The organism is Patescibacteria group bacterium, from assembly GCA_034520665.1.
Classification (GTDB): domain Bacteria; phylum Patescibacteriota; class Patescibacteriia; order JAXHNJ01; family JAXHNJ01; genus JAXHNJ01.
In genome coordinates this window covers 429,976-455,760 of sequence record JAXHNJ010000001.1, presented here as the reverse complement: position 1 = coordinate 455,760, position 25,785 = coordinate 429,976, and the positions used below count along the sequence as shown (strand labels likewise).

The following is a 25,785-nucleotide window of genomic DNA, read 5'->3' as shown; positions in this document are numbered from 1 at the left end:
CTTTTGGTGGTCAGTTTACGTATTGCTTAGAAAAAGAAAATGTGAATAAGGCGCCGACTTTATTTGACTTTAAAAAGTAAAATGAGGTAAGAAGTAAGTAGAGGTTTGTTTGGTTTATAGGCTCCTTAAAAAAAGGAGGTCAAAAATGTTAGAACTGTTAATAATGATTTTGGTTCCGGCTTTTATAGTCGGAGAAGGTATTGTAAAAGACAAAAAGAAAAAGGAGAAAAGAGAGGCCGAGTTAAAAGCTAAAAAAGAAAGAACAGGAGGTAATGATATGTTACCCGTCTTAAGAAGAAACTTACTACCCGGAGACAGGAGCTCACTTTATTCCAGTAATACTGGTGTCTATCCTTATGGATACAACGATAATTGTTGCGGCTCCATATTTCCCGAAGGAGGGAACGCTTTGGGTACGTTAGAGACCATGAACCGCGACCGGTGCAGCACCAACATAGTAACTGAAGCCTTATCAACTTGGAAAGGTTATCGACCCGTAAGTGAAGTTGAAGTGACTTCCGGTAAGTCCTGGACTGGCAAGACCAAAATTAAGTTGAAGATCAAATAACCTCAGACGTTTTTTTCATACTAGAAGGGCTGGCCAATGCTAGCCCTTTTTTTAATTAATGATCATTTTTTTATTAGAACGGGGCAAATATAACTCCTTTTTTACCCTCGTGTTTTTAATTTTGAATTTGTATATTTGATATTATTTTGTGCTTTGTATTTTGATATTTGAATTTCCGCGTCCGCGGTCCTTGATTTTTCCTCCTAAAAATAACAGAACAAAAAATATGGCAAATAAAATTTAAACGAGGTTGACAATTTCTGTCAGTTTGCTATAATAGTAAGGTAGTTTAACAACTTAATATATTTATCAAGAGTGCAAGTTAGGGGACTGGCCCAGTAATCTTGCCGGCAACCATTGGAAATTCCAATAAGGTGCCAAATCCAGCCCGACGAAAAGGGGAAAGATGAAAAGTCGATTTTTTTATCCATCAAACTTAAAGTTATATGGATAATCCACTCTTTTTCTTTTTTTGGGAAAAGAGTTTTTTAATTTAGTAAGGAGAAAAAAATTATGAAAAAAAACAAAAAAAATTATACAGAAAGTGAGTTGAATCAGGCTTGTCAAGAAGGAACTGAAGAAGGTATTCTAAGAGCGCTAAAAGAACTAGAGGAGGAAGATGAGCTAAAAGAGAAACAAAGAAAAAAGGAAAAAATGGAAGAGCAACGAAACAGATCGTAGAAAAAAATATTATTAAAATAATAAAATACGATGACATTATCCAAAAGGGTAAGGAAACAGAGAAAAAAATTAGAGAGAATGCGAGATCCCAATATCAAAATGCCAAGCGCAATGGTTACGATCTTACCAACAGAACAATTAGAAAGACTCCGGAAAAATCAAAAAACCAGTAGATAAAGATATTGCCATTAAAGAACGCTTTCTAGATTATTTTAAAAAAAAAGGAAAATTAATTAAGTTAATCTATGCCCAAAATAATTCATTTTTGAATTATTTTATTAAGCGAGTAAATAAAAGAATTGGTAAATAATATAAAAAACCCGCCTTCCTCTTCGGCAGTTCGACTAGCCTCACTGCTGGCTCTGCTCAGGGCCGTCTAGGGCTCAGGATCGAGGTTTTGAATTTGGAATTTGTATATTTGATATTATTTTGTGCTTTGTATTTTGATATTTGAATTTCCGCGGCCTTCGTCGCGCTGAGCGCGATCGGCCGCGGTCTTGTTTACAAGCCGTAGTCTCACGACTTGTCCGCCGGAGTCTCACGACTTGTCCGCCGGAGTCTCAAGACTTGTCCGCCGGAGTCTCCCGTAGGGAGACGGAGGAGGAAGGGAGACGGAGGAGGAAGGGAGACGGAGGCTTGATTTTTCCCCCAAAAAATGGCAGAATAAAGATGATAAGAAAGAATAATGTCAATGAGTACGTAAAATTTCTATGGGCAAACACGAGAGGAAATTAATTGAGGAAGCAGAAAAGATTTTAGTTTTATTACTAAATAAGAAGAAAGTAAATGAAGATGACCTAAAAAATAATAAATGGTCTGAACACGCTATAGCTTTATCTGAAAGAATTTTTAATGATTTCCCAAATTTAATTTCCGCTAAACATTTAGGAAATAGATATGATAATACTGGCGATATACTAATAAAACTTCCAGGTGAATTTAGAATAATTGAAATTAAAATGAGTGAAACAGTAAAGGGGAGAGGAACTAAAGCCAATATAAGCCAAAACGCTCTTACAGAAAATGGATTATTTTACAACAATCCAGCTGATTGGAGTAGTTATCGTGAAAAGAAAAATCATAAGAGGTGGGTTGATAAATTATTAAGTAAATTTAATAATTATCCTTCTTTTATTAAAAAAATATCAAATAATAACAAGAAAAGAGAAGAAAAAGCTAGATATTTAAGAAAATTAGCAAAGGAAGGTAATCATAAAGCTAGCAAAATAATGCGTGATATTCAAAGGAAGGATCGTAAAGAAAAAATATCTTATTTAAAATATCTTAGTAAATTTCGTCAGAATAAAGAATTTATTAGGCGATTTTTTATACTAATAAAAATGGGCGTACACAAAAATAAGCAAATAAAAAATTTAATTAATAAAAAAAAGTTTTTTGATGAAGTTGAAGAATTATATGTTTATTATTCTAATTTTAGTAAAAAGGGAATAATTATTGCTAGAGAAAAAGTAGGCCATGAAATTAAAAAAATAGTTAATAATATTAAATATTTTAAAATAGAATTTCTGAAAAATTTAACTTATTGTAAGTTAATCGGTATAAAAAATAATAAAAAAATAACACTATTACAAATAGTCTTCCATTGGAAAAATATAGCTCAAGGAATTAAAACGCCTTGTTTAAATATTTTTGATTAATATTTATCTAGATCTATAGGAAATAAATTCTCTAATTCTGTTTTTGATATTTGTGTATTTCCTGTAATACTTCTAACAATTTTTATTTTTTTCTTTGAAGCTAATTGATCAGCAATTTCTTTTAAAGTTAATTTTACTTTAGGCAAATTATCATTTATGTTTAATTTTCCTTGTTTAGAAGGAGGGTAAATAACATTTACGTGATTTTCCGCTATAAATTTCATACCTGCCGGAATTATGGCTGATTTTATTTTTGATTGTTTAACAGAGCCAGTAATTCTGTTTACCACTATAGCAGGTCCCAGATCAAAATTATTAATTTTTACATACTGCGGCTTTTTATTACTTATAATAGGAAATTTTAGGCCGTTATCTGTGATGTTATGAGCCCATATTAAGGGAATAGCTTTTGTTTTTTTATTGGTTAGTGAATTTTTATTTTGATTCCAAACCAATCTTCCTGTTTTAACTGTATAGCCTAAATCTTTTAAAGTTAATTTATTTTTTAGCTCTTTATTTAGGTATTTTGTATTTTCACTAAAGATTAAGATTCCATTTTTTTTAAAAATATAATCCCCTTTATTCTTACCTTTTCTTAGAATTAATAACATCGTTGATTGTAAAGCATTATCAAAAAGTTTAGGATTATTAAGGATATGTAAATACTCAATATTAGAATTTTCTATAATATATTTCCTTAATTTTAAAAAGTAGGCCCCGTTATTCATTGAGGGAGGAACCACATAAGCCAAATAACCTCCAGGTTTTAACCACTTTAATCCTTGATAAATAAAAAGACCAAAAATATTTAACCTTCCATTAATAACTTCTTTATATTTATTTTTTATTTTATTATCTGGTGAAAATTCATAATAAGGAGGATTGCCAATTACAAAATCAAATTTATTATAATCTTGATTATAAAGGGAGTCATTCTTTTTAATATTAGCTTTGGGTACCATTTTCTTGGAAATATTGACCAATTTATTATCAATATCCCAGCCATATAATTCAGGTTTATTAAAATATTTATTAGCTGTTAGTAAGAATTCACCGGTTCCACAACCCGGGTCAAGTACTTTAGGTTTTTTAATATTTTTTGGTAATTTATTAATTAAAGTTTCTCTTATTGTCTTAGGGGTAAAATATTGACCTAACGATTTTCTATGTTTTAATTTAGTTTTATTTACATATTTGTAAGTATGTTCAGTAAATTCTTTATCTTTTTTAGACCTTTCTTTAATTTTATTGAAACTTCTTATAATATTAATAACTTTCCCTTGAATAATTATATTACTCGGAAAAAGGGGGCTCATTCTAGGATTAGCTGGTTGTAATCTTATTCTATTTTTTTCTTTATAAAATTTTTTTAATGTAGCTTTTTCACCATCAATAAGGGCAATAACCATATCTCCATTATTAGCAAATGATTGCTTAATAGCTAAAATGGTATCACCATCAAATATACCTTCTTCAATCATACTATCACCCTTAACTTTTAGGGCAAAAACTTTTTTATTTTTGGGCAAATCATTTCTAGAAATAGTAATAGTTTGATTATCTTCAATAGCTAATATGGGATCACCGGCAGCAATGTAACCCAGTAGAGGAACGTCAATCAAATTAGGTCCCGGTCCAACTTCTAAGGATCTTGGTTGGTTAGTTAATTTACTCAAATACCCAGCATTTTTTAGATTTTCTATGTGTTCATGGATTGTACCAATAGCTAAATTAAAATAACTAGCTATTTCCTCAATAGTAGGGGAATAATTATTATCATTAAGATAATTACTAATATAGTCTAATATTTCTCTTTGCCTTTTAGTGGGCATATTGACAAAATCTAGGCTATTTTATACAATTTAATTATAACCGAAAATAAACCGAAAGTAAAGAATCTTTATCCACAGCTAAATAAAACTAATTAAAGGTAAAATTTATGAAATTAAATCAAAAATCAGAAGTAAGATGTGGTAATTGTGAAGAAAATTTTGAAATAAACGATGATGGTCAACCTATACAACAATGTCCCCATTGCGACTCTCAAGAAATGGTTAAAAATTTTAAAAAGAAAGAAGGTGAAAAATAGTGGCAAAATATAATAGAAATACTGGGAAAGTTTGGGCTACTAAAGAAGTTAGTAGATTAAGAAGTCTAGCTAGAAAAAATACCCCTACTAGAGTTATAGGATTAAAACTTGGTAGAACACCCGGAGCTGTCCGCACAAAAGCTTCTGAAAAAAATATTAGTCTGAAACCAGTAAACCAATCTCCTTATAATAGGAAAAAATAGACAATTCTTAATTACTATACTTAATAATAGCTCCATTTTAGAATATTATTAATTTTTTATGAATAAAAAAAATATTAAAAAAACTATTGATGGCATGTTTTTAGTATATAAAAATGCTGTTAATTTATATGAAGAAGCAAAGATATTATTTAATAATAAAAGATATTCAAGAGCATATGTGCTTGGTGTTATTAGTTTTGAGGAATTAGGTAAATTAATAATGGTTGGGAGTGAGATTATCAATATAATAAATGAACGTCCTAATAGCCAGAAAATTTTTATTAAAAAATATAAAAGTCATATAAATAAAATTTCAAGAAGTATTCTGGCAAATTCCAAAAAGAAAGTTACTATTAACTACATTACTAGAACATTTCTTTCAAGGAAACAAAAAGCAATTATAATGGATGTTAATAAACAAGAAGCTTTTTATGTAAATTATAATAAAAATAAATTTGTTGCTCCAAATGATAAAAGATTCAAAAAGAAGGCCAAAAATATATTAAATGAATGTAAAAATAGAATAGAGAAAGATAAATTTATTATAGAAAAAAGCAAGGAGGAGTGGCTAAAGATATTCTTAAAAAACGCAAAAGAAATTAATAATATTCAAAAAAAATATTAAATATTCTTCCCTTGACTTCCACCTCTTTTAGAGCTAAAATTGAAGCGCTTTTTAATTATAATCAAATTATAATATGGCCAAAGAAGAAAATCGTACTAAAATTCCCGCCAATCTAAAAAGAAAAGTTTTAGTTGAAGCAGGACATAGATGTGCAATTCCGACATGCAGAAATATTGTGGTTGATATACATCATATTGTTCCATGGAGTAAGGTTAAAAAACATGAATACAGTAATTTGATCGCGCTTTGTCCAAATTGTCACAGATTAGCTGAACAAGGAAAAATAGATAGAAAAAGTTTGAGAATGTACAAAAGCAATCTCATATATTTATATGATAGGTTCAGCGCTTTTGAAATTGATGTTTTATTTGAGTTAAATAGAATTCCGCCTGGTCAAGCAATGCAATTTCCTTCATACTTAATTTTATTAGTGAAAAGAATAATCGAAGCAGGTTTTATTAAATGGATACAAACTCCAGCTGGAGTGAAAATCGGCGGTATGAAATCTAATCCAGATTATTTGCAGATAACAGATAAGGGAAGTGAATTTATTGATAATTTAAATAGTAAGGATGTCGGCTACTAACCCCTCATCAGAGCCCGCCTCCGCTAAAACTTCGGCGGGCAGGGGAAGAAAAAATATGAAACAAACTGGCTATAAAATTCCGCCTCCCTGGGAAAGACACAAAATTCTGGTTACTAGCAGATTAAAAAAGAAAAAGACTGTTGATGATAAGGATTTAAGGTTTATAATAAATCAGTTGCTACCCTTACAGCGCTCTGATTTATTTAAAGTTAAAGTAGAGCTTGAAGGTCTTACTAATGGGGGTATTGACCCTCTTACAGATGATCAAACTAAAAATTTAAAAAACATTATAGAAATTATTGAAAAGCAAATAAAAGAAATTAGTGAGATAATTGAATTAGAGAAGATTGGTAAAAGTAAAAATTAATAAAATGACAAAAATAATATAATAAAACAGCTTCCATCCGAAGTTGGTTTTTTTTATTTAACAAAAAGCCTGACCGCTTCTTTTTGATTCTCTAAAAATAATAATTCTATGGCTTTTGAGGGTTTTAGCCAGATTAATTGGTGATTTTTTTCGGTCGGGATATTTAAAACTTTTTTAATTTCTACTTGGTAAAAATGACCAAGACTGGCCATATCAATATTTTTAGTAGTTGAAAAAAAGTAATAAAGACCTTGGCTGAGTTTTTTAATAATATTAATTTCCAGGCCAATTTCTTCCCGGCATTCTCTAATTAAGCAATCTTTTTTGGATTCACCTTTTTCTAGACCGCCCCCCGGTAAAAAATAACCGGTCTCTGTTTTAACCACGGCCAGTAAATTATCTTTAATAATTAAAGCGTAAGCCCCGGCTCGGGATTGATATTTTTTATTCTTTTCCGGCTGATTAACCTTGAACTTTTTCATAGGTCCAGTATAGCATACTTGGCTGGTTTTTATTTAGGTTTTAGTTATGGCGGCTGGTAAAGTTGTGGTTTTTTGGGTTTGGAAAATATTATATCCATCTCGACCCCCTCGACGGTTCGACTTCGTCAGGCTCAGCGTGACTCCGCTCACCGCAGGCGCGGATTGGGGCAGGCTAGGTGGAGAGATCCTTATATCTGATTTAGAAAAATTTCTCTATGTTGTTGACCACCCGTAGATGTCAGTCGCGACTGACATCTACTCTTTAATGATCGACCTTATTTTCTATTTCATGAGTAAGCATCTGAAGTGGTTAGGAAAAAAGAAAATATTATTTTCATACGGACTTTAGGTAAGGAGGGTAAAAAAAAGGTTTAAATAACCATAAACTTGACAGTAACTGATTTTCTGCTATAATACTAAACAACTTAACAAAGAGAAGGAAAATTCCGGCTCTCAAAAAGTAGCCGGTTTTAAAATAATTATGGAAATTAGAAATATCGCTATTATCGCCCATGTGGATCATGGCAAAACTACCCTGACCGATGCTTTGCTTCGGCAAACCGGTCTATCTGATGAAACTCTATCAATGGATTCAGACGTGCTGGAAAAAGAGCGCGGCATAACCATCTACGCCAAGAACACGGCCTTGTTCTATCAGGGTACCAAAATTAATATTGTTGACACCCCGGGCCACGCTGATTTTGGATCAGAGGTAGAGCGTGTTTTGCGTTCAATTGATTCGGTCTTACTGGTAGTCGACGCCCAGGAAGGCCCGATGCCGCAAACTCGCTATGTCTTAAAAAAATCCCTTGAGCTGGGTCTTAGGCCGATTGTGGTTATTAATAAAATTGATAAACCGGCCGCCCGAATCGAAGCAGTGGAGGAGATGATATTGGAATTATTTATGAATTTAGGGGCCAATAATAAACAGCTGGATTTTCCGGTTATTTACACCATTGGTTCTCAGGGAATAGCCCGGAAAAATCTAGCCGATCAATCAAAAGACTTAACCCCTCTTTTGGCTATGATTTTAGAAAAAGTGCCAGTGGCTTCTCACCAAACCAGTCGACTTTTACGTTTCCAACCCTTTAATCTGGCTTATGATGACTTTCTGGGACGCATGGGTATTGGGCGAGTATATGAAGGGGTTATAAAAAAAGGAGAAAAGGTGATTATCAAGAAGCCGAATGGTGAATTTCGAAGTTCCAATATTACCAAGATTTTTACTTTCCAGGGCTTTGACCGCCAAGAGGTAGATAAAGCTGAAGCCGGGGATATTGCTATGGTCTCTGGCATTGGTGATATTGATATTGGCGAAACAATTTGCCACAGTAAAAGCCAGAAAAATCTTAGTGCTATTCATGTTGATGAGCCGACCATTTCGGTTCACCTGATGGTTAATAATTCACCCTTGGCCGGGCAAGAGGGAAAAAAGGTGACTAATAGTCAGCTAAAAGCACGCTTAAAAAAAGAACTGGAGGTTAATGTCGGTTTGAAGATTGATTTTGATAATAAAGAATACTACAAAATATTTGGCCGGGGAGAAATGCACCTGGTTATTTTATTTGAACAGATGAGAAGAGAGGGTTATGAGATGCAGGTTTCTCAGCCCCATGTAATATATAAAGAAAAAAATAATAAGCGCCTGGAACCTTTTGAATTAGTGACTATTGATGTGCCTAATGAAATGTCCGGTGCCGTGATTGAAAAACTCCAGAGCCGTAAAGGAGTGATGACAAATTTATGCACCCAAGAGATGACCCGTCTGACTTTTGAAATACCGTCTCGCGGCCTGCTTGGCTATCGGGGGGAATTTATTATGGACACCAGAGGGGAGGGGACTATTTCTTCGGAAAATTTGGGCTTTCAAGAGTATGTTGGAGAAATCAAATCACGGTCCGTCGGCTCCATGGTTTCGATGACTTCAGGTAAGGCCTTAGGCTACGCCTTATTTAATTTACAGAATAGAGGGCAGCTCTATATTAAACCCAATACAGTCGTCTATGAGGGGATGGTTATTGGTAATACAGCCAAAGGCGATGAAATGACGGTCAATCCGACTAAAGGCAAGAAACTGACTAATATGCGGGCCTCAGGCAGTGATGAGGCCATTAATCTTATAGCCCCGATTGATTTAACTATTGAGCGTGGTCTTGAGTTTATGGATAGTGATGAGTATCTTGAAATTACCCCGCGGTCTATCCGTCTGCGCAAGAAATTTTTGAAAGAAACGGATCGCCATAAAAGTCGTAAATAAATATTTATGACTATCGCTTTATTTGCTGCCAGAAAATAATTTTTATTTATAAGTATAACTAACACTAATATAAAAAATATGACCAACCAATCAGAGACAAATTTTGAAGGTCTGAGTATAGCGCCAAAATTACGGCAGATACTTGATCGAAATAATTTTAAGAAACCGACCCCGATTCAAAGCAAAACCATTCCTTTAGCTATACAAGGCCAGGATCTTATGGGTATTGCTCAAACTGGCACCGGTAAAACCTTGGCCTTTGTTATACCGATGATACAGAATATAGCCCGCCTAAAAAAACGGGGACTGGTTTTGGTTCCGACCAGGGAACTGGCTGCTCAAGTAAACCAAGTATTTTTACAATTTGGAAAATCTTTAAATATTAAAACAGCCGTGGTTATTGGGGGTGCTTCTGCCAAAATGCAAAAAAAGGCCTTGAAAAATAAACCGCATGTTATAATGGCCACCCCCGGCCGGCTGATTGATCTTCTTTCCCGTGATAAATCAATTCTAAATCAGGTGGGAATTTTAACGCTTGATGAAGCTGACCGCATGCTTGATATGGGCTTTGCCCCTCAAATTGAAAAGATTATTAAGCAAATTTCTAAAAAAAGACAGACTCTGCTTTTTTCGGCTACTATGCCTTCTTCTATTGTGTCCCTGGCCAGCCGGCATATGCACCTGCCTTTAAGGGTAGAAATATCACAGTCGGGAACCACGGTTAAAGAGGTCGATCAGGAAGTTATTTTTCTAAAAGGCAATGAAAAAATATCATTCTTAAAAAATATTCTTAACCAATTCTCCGGTTCGGTTTTGGTTTTTTGTCGAACCAAATGGGGCACCAAAAAACTAGCCAAGATTATTCGAGCCATGGGTTTTTCAGCCCACGAAATTCACTCTAACCGCAGCCTGGCTCAGCGCCAAACAGCCATTGAAGGCTTTAAGACGGGTAGATATAGAATTTTAGTGGCCACGGATATCGCGGCTCGCGGGATTGATGTAAAAAATATTGAAGTGGTTATAAATTATGATTTACCGAGCACTCCTGATGACTATGTCCATCGGATTGGGCGGACCGCTCGGGCCGGAAAAAAAGGAAAAGCTATTTCTTTCGCTACCTCTGATCAAGGGCGTGATGTCCGAGATATCGAACGATTGATAAAAAAACAGCTTGTGGTTAGTAAAAAAAGTTCAATCTCGGCCAAGAATTTGCCAAAAAAAGGATATTCTAAGAAAAAAAAATCTTATAATTATTCACGTTCACGGAAGAAGTTTGGCCGTCGCTATAGCAAAAGAAGAGTCAATCAAGGCCGTCAAAGACAGAAAAGGAATTTTCGAAAGTCAAGGTAATATTGAAAAACTTATTTTAGATTTTATTTTTTTATTAAAAAGCTTCTATCGGTAGTTATCAGTTATATTGAAGAAACATGAGACAAAATACCATTTTTTAAGCCCTAAACTCATCTCTCTTGACAAGACTGATAAAGTTTGCTAAGATACTTAATCAAGTATTTGTTGGTTTTATTCGCCCTTCAAAAAAGTCATACAGACGAGCATGTTTATAAAATGTCGTCGCGAAGATCAGCGGAAATAAAAAACCAAAACAGTATCAGTTTTTCTTAAAAATAAGAGTTAAACGTCAGGTTTATCTGGCCCAAATCATTGAGCGGCCCAAAAGGATAGATTCGTTCCGACTCTATAAAAAGAAGTAAATTGAAACCCTTTTTTTAAGGGTTTTTTGATTTGACTAAAAAAGTGGAATTAGGAAAGGGTTTTTTTATTTTCAAAAAAGGAGTATAATAAGCCTATGAACAGCCATAATAGAGAGGATATCAGAGTAGGCCAGCGCGTGGCTATGGTCAAGAAAAAAGATCAATTAAGCGGAAAGCTGACCCCAGGGGTGGTTCAGGATATTTTAACTAATTCGCCCTATCATCCGCACGGTATTAAGGTTCGGCTCCAGTCAGGAGAAGTTGGCCGGGTCAAAGAAATATTATAAATATTCTTAAAACTAAACTAAAAAATTATATGTACTCTAAAAAAGAAATGTTCCCAGCCACCTGCAGTCAGTGTGGCCAGGCCTGCCAGGTCCCTTTTCGGCCGACCAGTGGCAAGCCGGTTTTATGCAGCCATTGCTTTGAGAAGCAAAAAGAAAACCAACCAAACCGATCAAAAAGGCGTGATTTTAGAAAAGGCGATCGGCCGATGTTCTCAGCGGTTTGTGATCAATGCGGCCAGGAATGCCAAGTGCCTTTTCGGCCGACCAGTGGCAAACCAATCTACTGTAATGACTGTTTTGCCAAAGAAGGCCGGTCAGGCGATCGGCGAGGCAATAAAAGCTGGCGTGGCCGAAGTGACCGGAGAAACCGCGATGGAGCCGGCAATAAGCAGCTAGCTGAGCAATTAAAATCCTTAGGCTACAAATTGGATAAGGTTATCAGTATCTTGGAACAGCCAGTGGTCAAGAAAAAATCTCAAGCCAAGAAAGTTAAGACAAAAAAGCCAGCCCCAAAGAAAAAAACCAAGAAACTGACTAAAAAGAAATCCAAAAAAACAGCTAAAAAGAAGCCATAAATTTTTTAATTTAAATTGGTAATCCTTATTTATTTGTTTTTTGCTATCGGATTTAGTTATAGCCGCTTTTGCTAAAGCCGGGCAGGAGTAAAGTTATAGTTTTTTGGTTTTGGAAAAATCCGACGTAAACCGATACCGTATTACGATACGGGCTTCGGTAACCGTATACCGATAGACGCTTATAAAATATTTGCTTTGATTTTTGGAATTTATTTGAATATTTATAACAAAATCGCTCGTCAATTATACAATTTATTTTCGGCTTGGACAAAGTTTAAAAATAGATAAAATCCGACCTAAACCGATACCGTATAACCATACGGGCTTCGGTAACCGTACACCGATAGACGCTTATAAAATATGGGATTTTAATCTTTGTCATTACCATAAATGCTAAAATACACCAAAAACCCAAAACTACAACCAAACTAACCGCTACACCCCTAAAACCATAAACTATTTGATTTTTTGGCCAATTTAAGCTATACTCAATATTAACTAAATAAAAACTTATGGACACATCTTTTTTATCGACTGAGTATTGGGGCAATACTATCCAAAATTACCTGATTTTTATCGGCCTCTTTTTTGTTTTATTAGTCTTTTTTAAGATATTTCAGGCTCTATTGCTTCACCGTCTGAAAAAACTGGCTCAGAAGTCAAAAACTGATATTGATGATATGCTGATTGAGATTATTGAACATATCAAACCGCCTTTTTATCTTTATTTTAGTCTTTATTTAGCCGCTCTTTATTTAAATAAAAGCGGTATTTTTCAGAATATTTTAAACGCCCTTTTAATTGCTATTTTAGTTTACCAGGTCGCGGTAGCTATTCAGATATTAATTAACTACATAGCTAAAAGAAAATATGGCCAGGAAGAAGATCCCGGCAAAAAACAAGCGGTTAATACGGTTAGTGTGATAGCCAAGATAATTGTTTGGAGTTTTGGCTTGTTATTAGTTTTATCAAACTTAGGAGTTAATATAACCTCTTTAGTTGCTGGTTTGGGTATTGGTGGTTTAGCTATTGGTTTGGCTTTACAGAATATTCTTTCAGATCTTTTCTCTTCTTTTGCTATTCGTTTTGACAAGCCCTTTGTCATTGGTGACTTTATTGTGGTTGGCAAGCATATGGGTGTAGTCGAGAAGATCGGTATTAAAACCTCTCGTATTCGAGCCCTGCAGGGCGAAGAAATAGTTATTTCTAACCAAGAGTTAACTTCCACTCGTATTCAGAATTTTAAAAGAATGAAAGAGAGAAGAATTGTTTTAAATCTCGGGGTCACTTACCAAACCCCCTTTGAGAAGCTGAAAAAAATACCTCATTTGATTAAAGAAATTATAGACAAAACCGACCGGGTGCGTTATGACCGGGCTCATTTTAAAAGTTTTAATGATTCTAGTTTGGGGATTGAAGCGGTTTATTATGTTGAGTCACAAGACTATAATGATTATATGGACTTAAACCAAAAAATTCATTTTGCTATCAAGGAAGTTTTTGAAAACGAAGGAATTTCCTTTGCTTATCCCACGCAAACAATATTTACCAAAAATTAAATTTATGAAACAAAAGAAAAAGAAGACAAAAAAAAGCCAATCACCGAGGGGTAAGGAAGACAAAAAAAAGGAGGAAAAAGAATTTAAAGGGGAAAATTTATTAACTAAACCTTCGAAAAAAATTGCCAAGTTTTATTTTGACAAAGCCCAATATATAAAAAAAGCGGCTGGTCTTATTGAATACGAACAAAGCACTTTTAAGAGAATTACCCAGTATATGAGCTCGTCTGGTCGCCAATCAATGACTGATAAATTTATTGGAAATATTAAGAAAATAATCAAAAAAATAAAATCAGAAAAAGAGTAAGTTGTAATATATTAAAAAACCGCCTTAAATAATTTAAAGCGGTTTTTTTAGTTTATATTAATAAGGGTATTTCTGGCCAATATTATACTGGTGATTTTGATTAAGATAAAAATCAAAAAGCCTTAAGTAATCAAGAATATGGCGGGTAATAAGAAAATTATTTCTAACTCTTTTTTTAGCGGCTCGGCCCATACGGTTACGTCTTTTTTTATTGGTTATAATTTTTAAACAGGCCTGGCTAGCTTGAGAAATATTATTAACTAAAAAGCCTGTTTGGCCGTCTTTTATTTGCAGGGGTATGCCGCCGACTCGGCTACCAACCACTGGGGTACCTTTCCACATAGCTTCGGAGACTGTTAAAGCAAAACCTTCTTTCAATGACTTTTGTAAAACTACTTCTGAAACTGACTGCAAAGCGTTGACCATGCGGTCATTATCTTCCACATTTAAAAGTATAGTTATATCTTTATTATTTCGGGCTCTTTGCCGTACTTTTCTTAGTATCTCAGGCGCTTCTGGATCGTCAATAGAAAGATTGCCTAAAAGTACTAGCTGGCAGTCATATTCTTTTTGTATTTTTTCAAAGACCTTAATCACGCCAATCGGATCTTTCCACTTATCAAACCTTGAAATCTGGGCAATAATTGGTTTGTGTAAGGTAATTCCATGCTTTTTTAATATTCCGATCATGGAATCGTTACTCATAGGACGGTTTTTCATATTGAGCGGATCGATTGAGGGCGGCATAATTAGCTGCTGGACAGCCAGGTTTTTTAATTTATATTTTTTGTGAGAAATTATAACTGAGTCGTACTGCTCAATATAAGATTTAAGGTATTCAAGCACTTTTTGATCTGGATTGGATAAATCAATATGCAACCGTAAAATCCAGGGGATTCTTTTTTTATAATATTCGATCAAGGCCAGAGGCTGGGGATCATGAACCACTACCAGATCATGTCTTTCAATATGAGTGGAACGGGCGTTAATACAATTGGTATTTTCATAAAGCCCTTTTTTTCTTCGGTTTATAGATACTTTTTCTCCCTGGAGTCCGTTATGAAATTCTTTAGTCACCTGAAAAAAATCATCCGAACCTTTTAAAATACGCCAGCCAACATCCAGTCCCAAATCGTTTAACAATAAAACCAGGCTGTTTAGAATTTCCGCCACTCCACCGCCAGAAGGAGTGGAGTTAATCATGACAATATGTTCATCCTCTAGCTGATCAGCCAATTTTAAAATTTCTGACTTGGTTTTTTTATTACAAAAACGAAAATAATCTTGTATAGAATTCATACTATTATTATAGCACACTCGTCCTTTTAGCCAAAAAAAATTATTTTTTTAAATTTAATTATGTTATAATAAAGAAAAATTAACCTTAAATTTTATGAGCAAACTATTTCTTGACATTGAAACTATACCGGCTGATCCCAAACTTTGGCCTACCCTAGAAAAAGATATCCAGGCTAAGCATGAACTTAAAAAGAAAAAACCTTATAAAAAAGAGGATGTTTATCGTAAAACCGCCCTTAACGGCTCGTACGGCCGTATTTTATGCATCGGTTATCTTAAAGAGCCGAATATGGAAAAACCAGCTGTTTTAACCGGTCCAGAAAAAGAAATTCTTACCAAATTTTGGCAATTATCAAGAGGAGTGCAGCAATTTATTGGCCATAATGTTATGGATTTTGATTTACAATTTATTTATAAAAGGTCAATTATAAACCGGGTCAGACCCTCTCAATGGCTTAATTTCGCTCGTTATCGTAACAACCCTATTTATGACACTATGCGCGAATGGGAAAAATGGAATATGTCTTCTTCCATTAGTCTGGATATGCTGGCTAAAATACTGGATTTACCCTCTTCAAAATCCGGCGATCTGGATGGCTCTAAGGTCTATGATTTTTATAAAAAAGGCAAGCTCAAAGAAATTTATAAATACTGCCAGGCTGATGTTGAAGTGACTCGGGCTATTTATAAAAAAATGACTTTTACTGATTAGTCTTTATGTATAAACCTTTATTTTCTGTAATTTTACCGACCTATAACCGCTGTTATATTCTCTGGCGAGCGGTTCTTTCGGTGTTGAGGCAAACCTATCCTTTTTTTGAATTGATTATTATTGATGACAGCTCAAAAGACCAAACAGAAAAACTAGTCAAAACTTTTTCTGATCCTCGGATAAAATATATTAAATTAAAGAAAAATCAAGGCGCTCCGGCTGCGCGTAACCAGGGCCTGAAAAAAGCCAGAGGCCAATATATTGCTTATATTGATTCAGATAACCGCTGGCATCAGGATTTTTTAGAATCTATGAAAAAAGCAGTCAATAAATATCCAGATAAAGTTTTGTTTTTTTGTAAGAAAAATTACCGTCTTAAACTCAAAGAAAAAGATAAAGAGGTTAAAATGGTGCGTGATGAGTTTTTTAATCATAAAAAATATTTTGATTTAAAACGTCTTTGGCAGCGAAAAATTATCATAGACACCAATACTTTTATTCATAAAAAAGAAATTATTAAGAAAGTAGGGGATTGGGAGGAAAAACTAACCTTTTGGGAGGATTTTGAATACACTTTAAGAATTTCTAAAAAATACCCGGATGGTTTTATCTATTTAAATAGAGCCTTGGTTGACTATGAACAAACTCTGGATTTTACAAATGTAAAAGAAGAAATTAAGCGCTGGGAAAAGGCCGAAGAATATATTTACTCAAAACATAAAGATCATCCTTTAATTAAAGAAGCTCAGTGGTATCCGCCTTCGGGTTATAAGTCTACCGGCTCAGTTATTAAATTTTTGCAAAATAAAAAACCCTAATATTTATGGAACAATTAAAAGTTATTTTAGACACCAATATTATTATCTCGGCTTATTTTAAAAAGCAGTCAAATTCAGCCCGCGTTTTAAAATTAGCTTCAAAAGAAAAAATTAAAACTTTTTGGAATAACAAGATGAGAAATGAGCTAAATATAATTTTAAGGAATATTCACGCCCGTCAAAGCTTTTATAAATCTATTGATAAAATTTATAATAATAAAAATAAAATTATTAGAACGCCAAGAATTAATCTTATAAAAGAGGATCCTTCAGATAATATTTTTTTGGGACTGGCTAAAGCTACCCAAGCCGATTTTGTGGTTTCTAGTGATCATCATCTTTTAAAATTCAAAGAATTTGATAAAACTAGAATTTTAAAGCCCAGTCAATTTATAAATTACTATAATAAGCATTTTTAATATTTTTGCTTTTATCTCCTTATAGTTTATAATTAAGAGAGATATAATATTTTAAAAATTTATGAAAAAAATAATCACATTTTTATTTATTCTAGGTTTAGTTTTTACCTTATCGGCTTGTTCCCAAAGGGCCGAAAAAGTTAAAGAAGAGGGCGGGAAGGTGATTAACGAGGCTAATAACTCTGATCTGATTAATAAAGCCAAGGATGTGGCTGAAGAAGCCGAAGACAGGCTTGAGACTATTACTGATATAAATGAAAATACTAACCAGGGTCAAGTTCAGGGTTGGCAGGATAATAGAGTAATTGATGAAGTGGTGCCGGTTGATGAACCAGTGCCGGATGAGAGTAATATTATTGAATATTAGTATTAAATAAAAATAATGAAAAAAATTATTCTACCTCTAGTCATCCTTATAATTTCTTTAGCTGGATGCACAAATTCTCAATCTAATGTAAATTCCGGACCTAAAATAAGTGAGACTAAAACCACTAGTCAATATAACTGGTCTCAAATGGATAAAGGTCCTTATCATGATAAAATTTCCTTGGCTACCAGCTCTAATCTAATCGACTGGCAGGACCAGGGAGAAATTCTGGTCGAGCACGCTTCGGTGCCAGACGCTATTTATAAAGAGGATAAGATATATTTATATTTTGTTGATGTTGCTCAAGACGGCCTGCCTGAACAAACCGGTGTTTTAATCTCTCAAGATGAAGGTCAAAACTGGACAGCTAGGCAAACTGTTAATTACACTGGATTGGGCAATAAGGTACCAGTAGACCCTTCGCCTGTGGTTTTAGATGACGGACGCATCAGACTTTATTATCTGGACATGTTCTCGGCCAGAGGCCCAGAAGCCATTGGTACTGGTTACAAAAATAAAATATATTCAGCCATTTCTGATGATGGGATTAATTTTACACAGGAAGAAGGAGTCAGGTTTGAGTATGAAGGTGTTTTTGATCCTTCTGTAATCAAAGTTGGTAATTCTTTTTATATGTATTGTGGAGACGCTCAAGGCGAGGCTGTTATTTTGGCTACTTCAAATAATGGTTTAGACTTTAACTTTTACTCACAAGTTTATCAGGGCCAGGCTATACCAGAAGTTATTAAAGATGGTGATACTTTTTACCTTTATACCGGTGGAATCCAAATAGCTACTTCTCCGGATGGTTTCTCATTTAATAAACTGAATAAATCTTTTCAGTCTTCACTTTATTCTTTAACCGCTGATCCTTCGGTTATCTCTTTGTCTGATAATGAATATATAATGTTTTACAAAACTAGCCAAAAATAAATACTCGAACTAGTCAAAAGCCTGTGAATAAAAAATACAGGCAGTTTTTTAGCATATTTATTTTTAATTAAAATTATTTTTTTTAGTGTTTTTTTGTTAAATTAATAAAGTAAAAATTTGACATTATAAAATCAAGTCTGTATATTTAAATGCTTGGTACCTTTAATAATTATTTGCACCTTTAAACACACCTCAAAATGGCCTAATCATTAATATAAGGAAACAAGGCCATGCTTAATTATTTTCTAGCTACTGGTCTCGGCGCATTTCTCGTTTTATTTGTCTTAATGCCCGCTTCAAAGAAAATGAACTTTATGTTCATGGATGCTTTGATATTGTTTGCCGGACTCGGTGCTTTTCTCTATGGTGTGTTAAATCTTACTTCATTACTTCCGAAGTAATTCAATGGGCTTCTCTTTTTGAGAAGCCCTTTTTCTTTTTGTTCTATTGCTTTATTTATATTTAACCAAAAAAGAAATAATCAAAAAGAAATTATTTTTTATTAACTAATATTAGTTAAAAATTGGTTGTGGAAAAAGCCCCTTTGACAAAATATCTGAATGTCTTATCTTTATGTTTATACCAGTTCTTTTTAATTTTAAGACTAGCAGAAAAAGAGGTGATGTGAATGACAAAAAAGGCCATTATTGTCATTACTATGGCGGGGAAAAATAAGGAAGAAAAGCAAATGAACGAGATGTTTAAAAAGGAGGTGATAGATAAAATAGAGGATCAAGGACATTCAGTTTATTTCTGCGCGCAAGCAGATCAATTAGAAGGGGCCCTGACCAAAGATGGGGATAAAGTCGCGGCTGTTATGGTATTGTGTTTGCCTGGCCAGGAATCTATGAACACGAATCTCTTAAATTATTCCTTGCTTAAAAGAGAGTTTAAGAATAAGCCGTTTTTCCGCTGTCAATTGGCTGGTGGTAGAGTACTTTATGGAATTTTGCGCCGTGAAGGAAATTATTTTTTTGAGGCGCCTAGAAAGACTCCGGCTGAAAAATTTCACGCTCATCTTCTTTTAGCTGTGTAATCTTTTGGGAAACTGCCAAGGCAGTTTCCCTCTTTTTTTGTCTTTTTAATTTTATCAGGTTATAATTGATTTATGAAAAAAAGAAAAAAAGTTTTTCTTGCTCTTTCCGGCGGCCGTGACTCAGCCGTGGCCGGGTATTTATTAAGAAAATCTGGTTATGAAGTAACGGCGGTATTTTTTAAACTTTTTAAAGGACAAGAAAAAATTAAATTAGTTAGAGCTAAAAAAACAGCCAAAAAATTACAGATTCCTTTTATGGTCTGGGATTTTAAAAAAGAGTTCAAAAAAAGAGTAATTCAGGATTTTGTTAAGCAGTATAAACTGGGATTAACGCCTAATCCCTGTATTGTTTGTAACCACTTGATTAAATTTGGCTTATTTTATAGAAAAGCTAAAGAAATGAAAGCTGACTTTATTGCTACGGGTCATTACGTACAAAGAGCAAAAATTAAAAATAAATTCTACCTAAAAAAGGCCCACGATAAAGAAAAAGATCAATCATATTTTTTATGGCGTTTAAAACCCCAGTTTATAAAAAACTGTCTTTTCCCTTTAGGTAAGGTTAAATCGAAAAGGGTTTCAAAAATAGCGAAAAAACAAAAGTTTATTTCAAAAGATTATAAATCATCTCAAGAAATATGTTTTGTGCCGGGCTTTTTAAATGAATTTTTAAAAAATAAAATTAAAACTAAAAAAGGAAAAATTTTGGAGAAAGGTAGTAGAGAATTTTTAGGTGATCATCAGGGGGTTTTTCTTTACACCTTGGGACAGAGGACTGGACTGGGACTATCCGGCGGTCCCTGGTATGTAGTTGATAAGAATGTTAAGAAAAATATTATATTTGTAACCAGAGATAAATCGGATCTTTTACAAAAAAGAGTTAATTTGAAATTAGTTAATATTATAAAAAAAATAAACCTACCAACTAGTGTAGTTGCTAAACCGCGTTACCGTCATCGGGGTAGTCTAGCCAATTTTAAAAAAAATAAAGGGAAATACATTATTCAGTTCAAAAAAAGTCAAAGGGCTTTAACTCCGGGGCAATCAGTGGCTATTTATAAGAATAATTTTCTAATCGGCGGTGGTATAATAAAAAAATAGCGGAGACTAAAAGATAGTCTTTACTTAAGCGGATAAGCCTTAGATAAGCATTTAATGCTTTTGGTTGCTTGCCAGAGGTAAAAAAAAAGAACTAATAATTATGAAAAATATTTTAATATTATCCGAATACGAATTTGATTCTATCGGCATAATTATAATAATTTAGAAATAAAAATATATTACTAAAAATAATAAAATTATCAAGAAACCTACTGTTAGCAGAATTTTAATTAGACTAATTAACCGGCCCAATTCAACCACTGGTTTACCAAAAGGAGGCAAAAAATAAGTAATAAGACCACCTTTAATGCGAGTAGCGTGTTTTCTCACATCAACTAGAGGCGGTGCTTTTAATTTTTCCCCACCGGATATATGATGTTCCATAGCCCGTTGTTTTGCCAGTAAAACATAAAGCAAAATCATAAGAACAGCTATGCCGACAACCAGCATTATAATAATAGCCCAGGTCATAGTTGTTGAAACACCGAGTAAATTGCCTAAAATACCCTGTTGACTGCTCACTTCGGAATTAAGCGTTTTTAGAGATTCTAAATTTAACTCAACTTTTTGAAGATTTTTTTGACATTCCCTAAACAGTGAAATTTTTCTTAAGACATTGCTAAGTTTTTTTTCTTGATTTCTGACAACAGTATCAAGATTAACGTCAATCTCTGATTTTAAAAGTGAAGCCTGGGCAAAATAATTAGTATTTTTAAGGGGTTCCATCAGGCTTTTAGCCTGATTTCTTAAATTATTAACTTTATCATCAGAAATTTTATAAATATCTTCAGCTTTAACTTTAAAGATTATTCTTTCGTTGGCTTTCAATCTAACTTCAGCTGTTACATAATATTTATCCAGATCAGCGTCATAATTAAGCTCTAACTCTTTGGGTAATTCTATGATATGTTCTTCCCTAATTTCTTCAGGTAAGTATTCTTTAATAGTAACTGTTCTTTCAGTATCCGGCGGATTAATAACTAGAATATTCAGAATAATTGATCCTTCAGTATACCAGGTTTTAATAACTGGTTCATTTATAATTTTAGTTATTAGATTTTTATTAATATCAATAACTGTTTTTAAATCAGCTGTTTTATTACTAAGATAGGTCAGATCGGTCGAATTTTCCTGGGATATATTATAAAGATTATCTAAATTATATCCTTGATCACCGGCAATAACTTGAATATCACGGCTGATATTATTAAGCAAAGTATAAATGGGGTCAGTTTCATCTATACTTATTTCGCCGCTAATTGTTGAACTAGAGCTGCTTAAGGCATCAACCACTGTCTCTACTGTATTGAGCTTACTTTCTAAAGTGTCAAGTTGATCTAGCTTAGTTTTTACAGCGGCTACTTTGCCGAACAAGGAATCAGTTGAAGAATTATCTGAAGGTGAACCAAGGTAAGTTTCTAAATTATCAGTATAAGTTTTAATGTTTTGAAGGTCGGATTTAGCTGTTGAGGAGAGTCCATTATAACCCAGTTCAGTTTGTACACTATTTATAGTAGTTAGAGTCGAATTAGATGTGTTGTAAATATTTTCAGCAGTCTGGTTGCCCCATTTTTCCTGAATGTATTTGGCCCGACCGAATATTGTTTCTGTAGCGGAGGAATCTGTAGAAGCACCAATTAAATTTTTAATACCATCTAAATCATCAATAATATCTGAAGCTGTATAAGAGGACCAATTGGAAAGTATATTATCTACAGTAGTGCTAATATGTTGGGTGTCTGTATAGACAGAGTCAATTTCTGAGCGGATATAAGTAATATCTGTTTGGGCAGAATCTAGAGAGGTTTGGCTGGCCCGGCTAGAAATAGTAGTATCTATATTATCACTTAATTGTTCACCAATACTATCAGTAGTAGTTAGAGTAGAGCTTAAAACATTCCAAACATCTAAAGCAGTAATATCATTACCATAATCAGTCAAAGTTCGGCTGGCTTCAGACCAGACATCACTGGCTATTTGAGCTGAAGTGGGGTCATTAAAGTTGTCATTGCCAGTTAATGTTCTGGTGGCCACGCTCCAGACATCAGAAGCACTATGCGAGGACCGAGAAGAAATAGTAGCGTTAATATTATCTTTTAGTAATTCTCCAATTGAGCCAGTATCTCCGATTTGTGTTAAGGCGTATTCCCAAATATTATCCGGGTCAGTAATGGTGCGATTAGCGTAAGACCAAACGTCTGAAGCACTAATATCATTAAGATTATTAATTAATGTTTCATTAGCGTCAATTTCACTAGTTAAATTAGTTTCAGTAGTGGAAAGTTCAGCCGAAGTAGCTAAAAAAGAAACATTAGCTACTTGAGCTAGATCCACTGGCGTGTTTTCATTAGTATACCGGGAAGTTAATTGGCGTGTGGCGTAAGACCAGACATCACTAGCACTTAAATCATTACTGTAATCGGTCAAAGTTCGGCTGGCTTCAGACCAGACATCACTGGCTATTTGAGCTGAAGTGGGGTCATTAAAGTTGTCATTGCCAGTTAATGTTCTGGTAGCATAGGACCAAACCTTAGCTATAGCATTGCCGGTCGTATCTAAGGAAGCCCCAGTATAACTCCATATTTCACCAGCCGCACTAGCAAAAAATGAAGCTGTATCAGAAGTCCAGGTCCAAATGTTTTTTATTAAACTGGTTTCGTGTTTTAAAATATATTCGTCGCCAGCACTAACAGCATTAGAAAAAGCTGAAGAAACAGTTATGGTGTCAGTGCTGGAAACAAAATCAGAAACAGTTTTTTCTTGACCAATATTGCTGCCTGAGATCATAATAAGACTGTAATCATTCCAAAAGTCATCAGGCTGGATTAATTCAGCGTCAACTAGAGTGGTGGTAGTACCAGAATCAGCCTGGCCATTAAAATCAAAAGTACCTTTTCTTAGGTTATCAAGCGAAGTTCCAACTATGAAGGATTTGTCGATACATTGCTCATCAGTACCACTCACATCACAACAGATTAAAGCCCTGTATAAACCCTTTGCTGTAAGGCCGGAAACAGAATAATAATACCAACCATCATCTTTATCACTCATATTAGCCGCATTGACCTCAACCCCGTCACTCGGGTTGGTAATGGTAATTTGGCAGAAATTATCAGTAATAATCGGTGTGTGACCATCATCTTCAAAAACATATTCGCCAATAGTGCAGCTGCTATTTGTTTCACATCTCTGGTAAGCCGAAGGAATAGCAGAAATAGAAGGGATTTTTAATAAATAAAAAAATATGGAAAAGACTAAGAATAATATAAACTTTGTTTTGACTTTTTTTATCATTTTAGAAGTATTATTTAATAATTATTGGCCTAATTTAACCGTATAAGCATCATCGCTATCAGCCCATAATTCACCGGTGGCAGCTCCGGCTGCTGACTGCTGGAGCATTAACATCTATTCTTATTAGATTTGAGTATTTAGTCGGTTCTCCAATGGGTTTTCATTTTATATTGCACTAAAATCTACTAGTGTAGTAGTTTTTGTTGTTCCACCGGCAGTTATTTTCATCATAATATCTCCATCATCTCCTGTTCCAGTTCCATCACTTTGCCAAATAACATGGCTTCCTTCATCTGGGTCTGAAGGGTCTGCCGATAGTTCTCTTCTTGTTACTGCTCCATCATTCCCTACATGAAACAAATTTGTCCCACTTGCACTTTGGACTGAAAAAGGGTCTATAACAGTTGCAGTAAAATCCCAGTAATCTCCTAAATCATGACCAGTGGTTGCTCCAAAAGTTATTCTTACTCCATTATTTAATGATTGAGTTGAGCCAGTAATATCTACTGTTGTTGCATCCCAAGTTGAGCCACCATCATCTGACCATTTGAAAGTATCTGGAGTTTTCAAAAATGGGTCGCCCAGACCATCTATTTGCACACGATAATTAGTAGTTGCTGAGCCAGTGAACGTTCCACTTGTGCTCATATCATCTAAACCAGAGCCAGTAATAGTAGCTGAGCCAATACTTTTCCGACCTTTAACATCTAAAACATAACTTGGACTGCTTGTTCCTATACCTACCATATTATTTGTAAATCTTGCAACTTCTAAGTTTGAGCCAACTTCAAAAACAATATCATCTGAACTACTTTGCTGACGAATCATAAATTGTCCGGCTGTAGAAGAAGGTGAACGAGACATAATAAATTGAGCTGTAACATCTTCATCATTAATAAACCGAATTTGAGGGTTAATTAAAGAACTTGTAGACTCAACTGTAATAATAGAATCTGTTGCTGTTCCCCCACTTTTAACTACGTGTAAACTTGCTGCTGGGCTGGTTGTGCCCACTCCCACTTTATTATTTGTTGCGTCAATGTGAAAAGTGTTTGTATCAAAAGTATAATCTCCGGTTGCTGTGTCTCCTGTGTTTAATAAATAATCTGAATGAGCTTGTGTGTTATCTTGGGAATGGTCATAAGCGTTATCCCAATTAGTATTATTATAACCACTATATTCAGCACTAGTTAGATGATAATATTCGTTAGTCGTGCCACCCTGTAATCCAGGTAATCCAGTAAAACTATTATGCGATAAGGCATAAATATTTAAAGGAGATGAAATAGTTAAGTCATTAAAAGTTACATTATCAGTAGTTTCTACATCTTGATTCATAGCATAAAGCTCATAATCACCCTGGCCAGTATTTAAAGTATCAGAATCAATACCGCCATGTATGTCTAATGTATTACTCGCGCTAGCTCCCCCCACACTTAAATATTGATTAGAATTATCCCAAAATAAATTAGCGCTGTCAGTCACTGAATCTGAATCTTCAAAGAGCAAACGGCCGCTATTGTAAGAAGCAGGAGTGTCAATAAGATTATTAAATTTTCTAATGTTTTGATAACTGCCAAAAACAAAAGCTTTAGCTTCCTGAAAATTAAATAAAGTGATTAATAAACACAAAGTAACAAGAAAAAATAATTTTAATAATCGCGAATTATTTTTATTCATAATTTTATTTTTAATATTTTAAATTTACTAATTATTTTGATTTAAAATATTCAACATAAAAATACTGCTACTGGTAAAAATAAGAAATTAACCATGTAATCTTTTTTGCTTTGAGCCATATAAAAACCACTGATTATAATTATACTATCAATAAATGTTGAGTATGTAGT

General features: G+C 34.0%; 26 protein-coding genes and 1 riboswitch. Of the genes, 21 read left to right on the top strand and 5 right to left on the bottom strand.

Annotated features, from left to right (window positions below):
* Positions 1-145 precede the first annotated feature (145 nt).
* The 3 genes from U5L76_02325 (at position 146) to U5L76_02315 (ending at position 2,907) form a co-directional block, all read left to right on the top strand.
* Positions 146-568: a hypothetical protein gene (locus tag U5L76_02325; GenBank protein ID MDZ7798435.1), complete on the top strand. Its 423-nt coding sequence runs from the start codon at positions 146-148 to the stop codon at positions 566-568.
* 303 nt (positions 569-871) lie between these two features.
* A riboswitch (SAM riboswitch) is annotated at positions 872-981 on the top strand.
* 100 nt (positions 982-1,081) lie between these two features.
* Positions 1,082-1,249 (top strand): hypothetical protein, encoded by a 168-nt coding sequence (locus U5L76_02320; protein ID MDZ7798434.1) that lies wholly within the window; start codon positions 1,082-1,084, stop codon positions 1,247-1,249.
* Positions 1,250-1,959: 710 nt separating this feature from the next.
* Positions 1,960-2,907: a hypothetical protein gene (locus tag U5L76_02315; GenBank protein ID MDZ7798433.1), complete on the top strand. Its 948-nt coding sequence runs from the start codon at positions 1,960-1,962 to the stop codon at positions 2,905-2,907.
* On the opposite strand, the gene lexA is transcribed toward U5L76_02315, so the two are convergent.
* Positions 2,904-4,739: a transcriptional repressor LexA gene (gene lexA, locus U5L76_02310; protein ID MDZ7798432.1), complete on the bottom strand. Its 1,836-nt coding sequence runs from the start codon at positions 4,737-4,739 to the stop codon at positions 2,904-2,906. The genes U5L76_02315 and lexA overlap by 4 nt on opposite strands.
* Before the next feature lie 107 nt (positions 4,740-4,846).
* Here lexA and U5L76_02305 point away from each other — a divergent pair, with 107 nt between their 5' ends.
* From U5L76_02305 to U5L76_02285, 5 genes are all read left to right on the top strand, one after another.
* A complete protein-coding gene (locus U5L76_02305) occupies positions 4,847-4,996 on the top strand; it encodes a hypothetical protein (GenBank protein MDZ7798431.1) in 150 nt (49 codons plus the stop codon).
* Positions 4,996-5,199 (top strand): hypothetical protein, encoded by a 204-nt coding sequence (locus tag U5L76_02300; protein ID MDZ7798430.1) that lies wholly within the window; start codon positions 4,996-4,998, stop codon positions 5,197-5,199. Before U5L76_02305 ends, U5L76_02300 begins: the two co-directional genes overlap by 1 nt.
* Positions 5,200-5,257: 58 nt before the next feature.
* Positions 5,258-5,824 carry an AbiV family abortive infection protein gene (locus U5L76_02295; protein MDZ7798429.1) on the top strand — a complete coding sequence of 189 codons (567 nt, stop codon included), beginning with the start codon at positions 5,258-5,260 and terminating at the stop codon, positions 5,822-5,824.
* A gap of 73 nt (positions 5,825-5,897) precedes the next feature.
* Positions 5,898-6,410, top strand: coding sequence for an HNH endonuclease signature motif containing protein (locus tag U5L76_02290; protein MDZ7798428.1), 513 nt, complete (start codon positions 5,898-5,900; stop codon positions 6,408-6,410).
* A 55-nt stretch (positions 6,411-6,465) separates the two neighbouring features.
* On the top strand, positions 6,466-6,777 hold the full coding sequence (locus U5L76_02285; GenBank protein MDZ7798427.1) for a hypothetical protein: 312 nt from the start codon (positions 6,466-6,468) through the stop codon (positions 6,775-6,777).
* Between the two features lie 53 nt (positions 6,778-6,830).
* Here U5L76_02285 and U5L76_02280 read toward each other — a convergent pair whose 3' ends face one another.
* Entirely contained in the window at positions 6,831-7,259 is a 429-nt protein-coding gene (locus U5L76_02280; protein ID MDZ7798426.1) for an NUDIX domain-containing protein, read from the bottom strand.
* Positions 7,260-7,740: 481 nt separating this feature from the next.
* Between U5L76_02280 and typA the strand changes: the two genes are divergently transcribed.
* The 6 genes from typA (at position 7,741) to U5L76_02250 (ending at position 13,956) form a co-directional block, all read left to right on the top strand.
* The gene (gene typA, locus U5L76_02275; protein MDZ7798425.1) at positions 7,741-9,516 is read left to right on the top strand and encodes a translational GTPase TypA; all 1,776 of its coding nucleotides are present in this window, start codon (positions 7,741-7,743) and stop codon (positions 9,514-9,516) included.
* A gap of 78 nt (positions 9,517-9,594) precedes the next feature.
* On the top strand, positions 9,595-10,866 hold the full coding sequence (locus U5L76_02270) for a DEAD/DEAH box helicase (GenBank protein MDZ7798424.1): 1,272 nt from the start codon (positions 9,595-9,597) through the stop codon (positions 10,864-10,866).
* Positions 10,867-11,323: 457 nt separating this feature from the next.
* Entirely contained in the window at positions 11,324-11,515 is a 192-nt protein-coding gene (locus tag U5L76_02265) for a YwbE family protein (GenBank protein ID MDZ7798423.1), read from the top strand.
* Between the two features lie 29 nt (positions 11,516-11,544).
* Complete coding sequence (locus tag U5L76_02260) at positions 11,545-12,090, top strand: CxxC-x17-CxxC domain-containing protein (GenBank protein ID MDZ7798422.1); 546 nt, start codon at positions 11,545-11,547, stop codon at positions 12,088-12,090.
* Between the two features lie 512 nt (positions 12,091-12,602).
* A complete protein-coding gene (locus U5L76_02255) occupies positions 12,603-13,649 on the top strand; it encodes a mechanosensitive ion channel family protein (GenBank protein ID MDZ7798421.1) in 1,047 nt (348 codons plus the stop codon).
* Between the two features lie 4 nt (positions 13,650-13,653).
* Positions 13,654-13,956 (top strand): hypothetical protein, encoded by a 303-nt coding sequence (locus U5L76_02250; GenBank protein ID MDZ7798420.1) that lies wholly within the window; start codon positions 13,654-13,656, stop codon positions 13,954-13,956.
* A 57-nt stretch (positions 13,957-14,013) separates the two neighbouring features.
* Here U5L76_02250 and U5L76_02245 read toward each other — a convergent pair whose 3' ends face one another.
* Entirely contained in the window at positions 14,014-15,255 is a 1,242-nt protein-coding gene (locus U5L76_02245) for a glycosyltransferase (protein ID MDZ7798419.1), read from the bottom strand.
* Between the two features lie 94 nt (positions 15,256-15,349).
* Here U5L76_02245 and U5L76_02240 point away from each other — a divergent pair, with 94 nt between their 5' ends.
* The 7 genes from U5L76_02240 (at position 15,350) to mnmA (ending at position 20,641) form a co-directional block, all read left to right on the top strand.
* Positions 15,350-15,967, top strand: coding sequence for a ribonuclease H-like domain-containing protein (locus U5L76_02240; GenBank protein MDZ7798418.1), 618 nt, complete (start codon positions 15,350-15,352; stop codon positions 15,965-15,967).
* A gap of 5 nt (positions 15,968-15,972) precedes the next feature.
* A complete protein-coding gene (locus tag U5L76_02235; GenBank protein MDZ7798417.1) occupies positions 15,973-16,785 on the top strand; it encodes a glycosyltransferase family 2 protein in 813 nt (270 codons plus the stop codon).
* 5 nt (positions 16,786-16,790) lie between these two features.
* Positions 16,791-17,204: a putative toxin-antitoxin system toxin component, PIN family gene (locus tag U5L76_02230; GenBank protein ID MDZ7798416.1), complete on the top strand. Its 414-nt coding sequence runs from the start codon at positions 16,791-16,793 to the stop codon at positions 17,202-17,204.
* Positions 17,205-17,265: 61 nt separating this feature from the next.
* Complete coding sequence (locus tag U5L76_02225) at positions 17,266-17,571, top strand: lipoprotein (protein ID MDZ7798415.1); 306 nt, start codon at positions 17,266-17,268, stop codon at positions 17,569-17,571.
* A gap of 15 nt (positions 17,572-17,586) precedes the next feature.
* Positions 17,587-18,504, top strand: a complete 918-nt coding sequence (locus U5L76_02220; protein ID MDZ7798414.1) for a hypothetical protein — start codon at positions 17,587-17,589, stop codon at positions 18,502-18,504.
* Positions 18,505-19,132: 628 nt separating this feature from the next.
* Positions 19,133-19,540 (top strand): hypothetical protein, encoded by a 408-nt coding sequence (locus U5L76_02215; protein MDZ7798413.1) that lies wholly within the window; start codon positions 19,133-19,135, stop codon positions 19,538-19,540.
* A gap of 72 nt (positions 19,541-19,612) precedes the next feature.
* Complete coding sequence (mnmA, locus tag U5L76_02210) at positions 19,613-20,641, top strand: tRNA 2-thiouridine(34) synthase MnmA (protein ID MDZ7798412.1); 1,029 nt, start codon at positions 19,613-19,615, stop codon at positions 20,639-20,641.
* A 162-nt stretch (positions 20,642-20,803) separates the two neighbouring features.
* Here the strand turns inward: mnmA and U5L76_02205 are convergent, their stop codons facing one another.
* Positions 20,804-23,935: a hypothetical protein gene (locus U5L76_02205; GenBank protein ID MDZ7798411.1), complete on the bottom strand. Its 3,132-nt coding sequence runs from the start codon at positions 23,933-23,935 to the stop codon at positions 20,804-20,806.
* Positions 23,936-24,100: 165 nt separating this feature from the next.
* A complete protein-coding gene (locus U5L76_02200; GenBank protein ID MDZ7798410.1) occupies positions 24,101-25,615 on the bottom strand; it encodes a hypothetical protein in 1,515 nt (504 codons plus the stop codon).
* Positions 25,616-25,785 lie beyond the last annotated feature (170 nt).

Excerpts from the sequence above, each read along its gene's own strand:
- U5L76_02315 (MDZ7798433.1), top strand. The coding sequence starts at position 1,960 with ATGGGCAAACACGAGAGGAAATTAATTGAGGAAGCAGAAAAGATTTTA.
- U5L76_02305 (MDZ7798431.1), top strand. The coding sequence starts at position 4,847 with ATGAAATTAAATCAAAAATCAGAAGTAAGATGTGGTAATTGTGAAGAA.
- U5L76_02245 (MDZ7798419.1), bottom strand. The coding sequence starts at position 15,255 with ATGAATTCTATACAAGATTATTTTCGTTTTTGTAATAAAAAAACCAAG.
- U5L76_02320 (MDZ7798434.1), top strand. The coding sequence starts at position 1,082 with ATGAAAAAAAACAAAAAAAATTATACAGAAAGTGAGTTGAATCAGGCT.
- U5L76_02205 (MDZ7798411.1), bottom strand. The coding sequence starts at position 23,935 with ATGATAAAAAAAGTCAAAACAAAGTTTATATTATTCTTAGTCTTTTCC.
- U5L76_02270 (MDZ7798424.1), top strand. The coding sequence starts at position 9,595 with ATGACCAACCAATCAGAGACAAATTTTGAAGGTCTGAGTATAGCGCCA.
- U5L76_02225 (MDZ7798415.1), top strand. The coding sequence starts at position 17,266 with ATGAAAAAAATAATCACATTTTTATTTATTCTAGGTTTAGTTTTTACC.
- U5L76_02290 (MDZ7798428.1), top strand. The coding sequence starts at position 5,898 with ATGGCCAAAGAAGAAAATCGTACTAAAATTCCCGCCAATCTAAAAAGA.
- U5L76_02285 (MDZ7798427.1), top strand. The coding sequence starts at position 6,466 with ATGAAACAAACTGGCTATAAAATTCCGCCTCCCTGGGAAAGACACAAA.
- U5L76_02200 (MDZ7798410.1), bottom strand. The coding sequence starts at position 25,615 with ATGAATAAAAATAATTCGCGATTATTAAAATTATTTTTTCTTGTTACT.
- U5L76_02240 (MDZ7798418.1), top strand. The coding sequence starts at position 15,350 with ATGAGCAAACTATTTCTTGACATTGAAACTATACCGGCTGATCCCAAA.
- U5L76_02265 (MDZ7798423.1), top strand. The coding sequence starts at position 11,324 with ATGAACAGCCATAATAGAGAGGATATCAGAGTAGGCCAGCGCGTGGCT.
- U5L76_02255 (MDZ7798421.1), top strand. The coding sequence starts at position 12,603 with ATGGACACATCTTTTTTATCGACTGAGTATTGGGGCAATACTATCCAA.
- U5L76_02295 (MDZ7798429.1), top strand. The coding sequence starts at position 5,258 with ATGAATAAAAAAAATATTAAAAAAACTATTGATGGCATGTTTTTAGTA.
- mnmA (MDZ7798412.1), top strand. The coding sequence starts at position 19,613 with ATGAAAAAAAGAAAAAAAGTTTTTCTTGCTCTTTCCGGCGGCCGTGAC.
- U5L76_02280 (MDZ7798426.1), bottom strand. The coding sequence starts at position 7,259 with ATGAAAAAGTTCAAGGTTAATCAGCCGGAAAAGAATAAAAAATATCAA.
- lexA (MDZ7798432.1), bottom strand. The coding sequence starts at position 4,739 with ATGCCCACTAAAAGGCAAAGAGAAATATTAGACTATATTAGTAATTAT.
- U5L76_02220 (MDZ7798414.1), top strand. The coding sequence starts at position 17,587 with ATGAAAAAAATTATTCTACCTCTAGTCATCCTTATAATTTCTTTAGCT.
- U5L76_02260 (MDZ7798422.1), top strand. The coding sequence starts at position 11,545 with ATGTACTCTAAAAAAGAAATGTTCCCAGCCACCTGCAGTCAGTGTGGC.
- U5L76_02325 (MDZ7798435.1), top strand. The coding sequence starts at position 146 with ATGTTAGAACTGTTAATAATGATTTTGGTTCCGGCTTTTATAGTCGGA.
- U5L76_02250 (MDZ7798420.1), top strand. The coding sequence starts at position 13,654 with ATGAAACAAAAGAAAAAGAAGACAAAAAAAAGCCAATCACCGAGGGGT.
- U5L76_02235 (MDZ7798417.1), top strand. The coding sequence starts at position 15,973 with ATGTATAAACCTTTATTTTCTGTAATTTTACCGACCTATAACCGCTGT.
- typA (MDZ7798425.1), top strand. The coding sequence starts at position 7,741 with ATGGAAATTAGAAATATCGCTATTATCGCCCATGTGGATCATGGCAAA.
- U5L76_02215 (MDZ7798413.1), top strand. The coding sequence starts at position 19,133 with ATGACAAAAAAGGCCATTATTGTCATTACTATGGCGGGGAAAAATAAG.
- U5L76_02230 (MDZ7798416.1), top strand. The coding sequence starts at position 16,791 with ATGGAACAATTAAAAGTTATTTTAGACACCAATATTATTATCTCGGCT.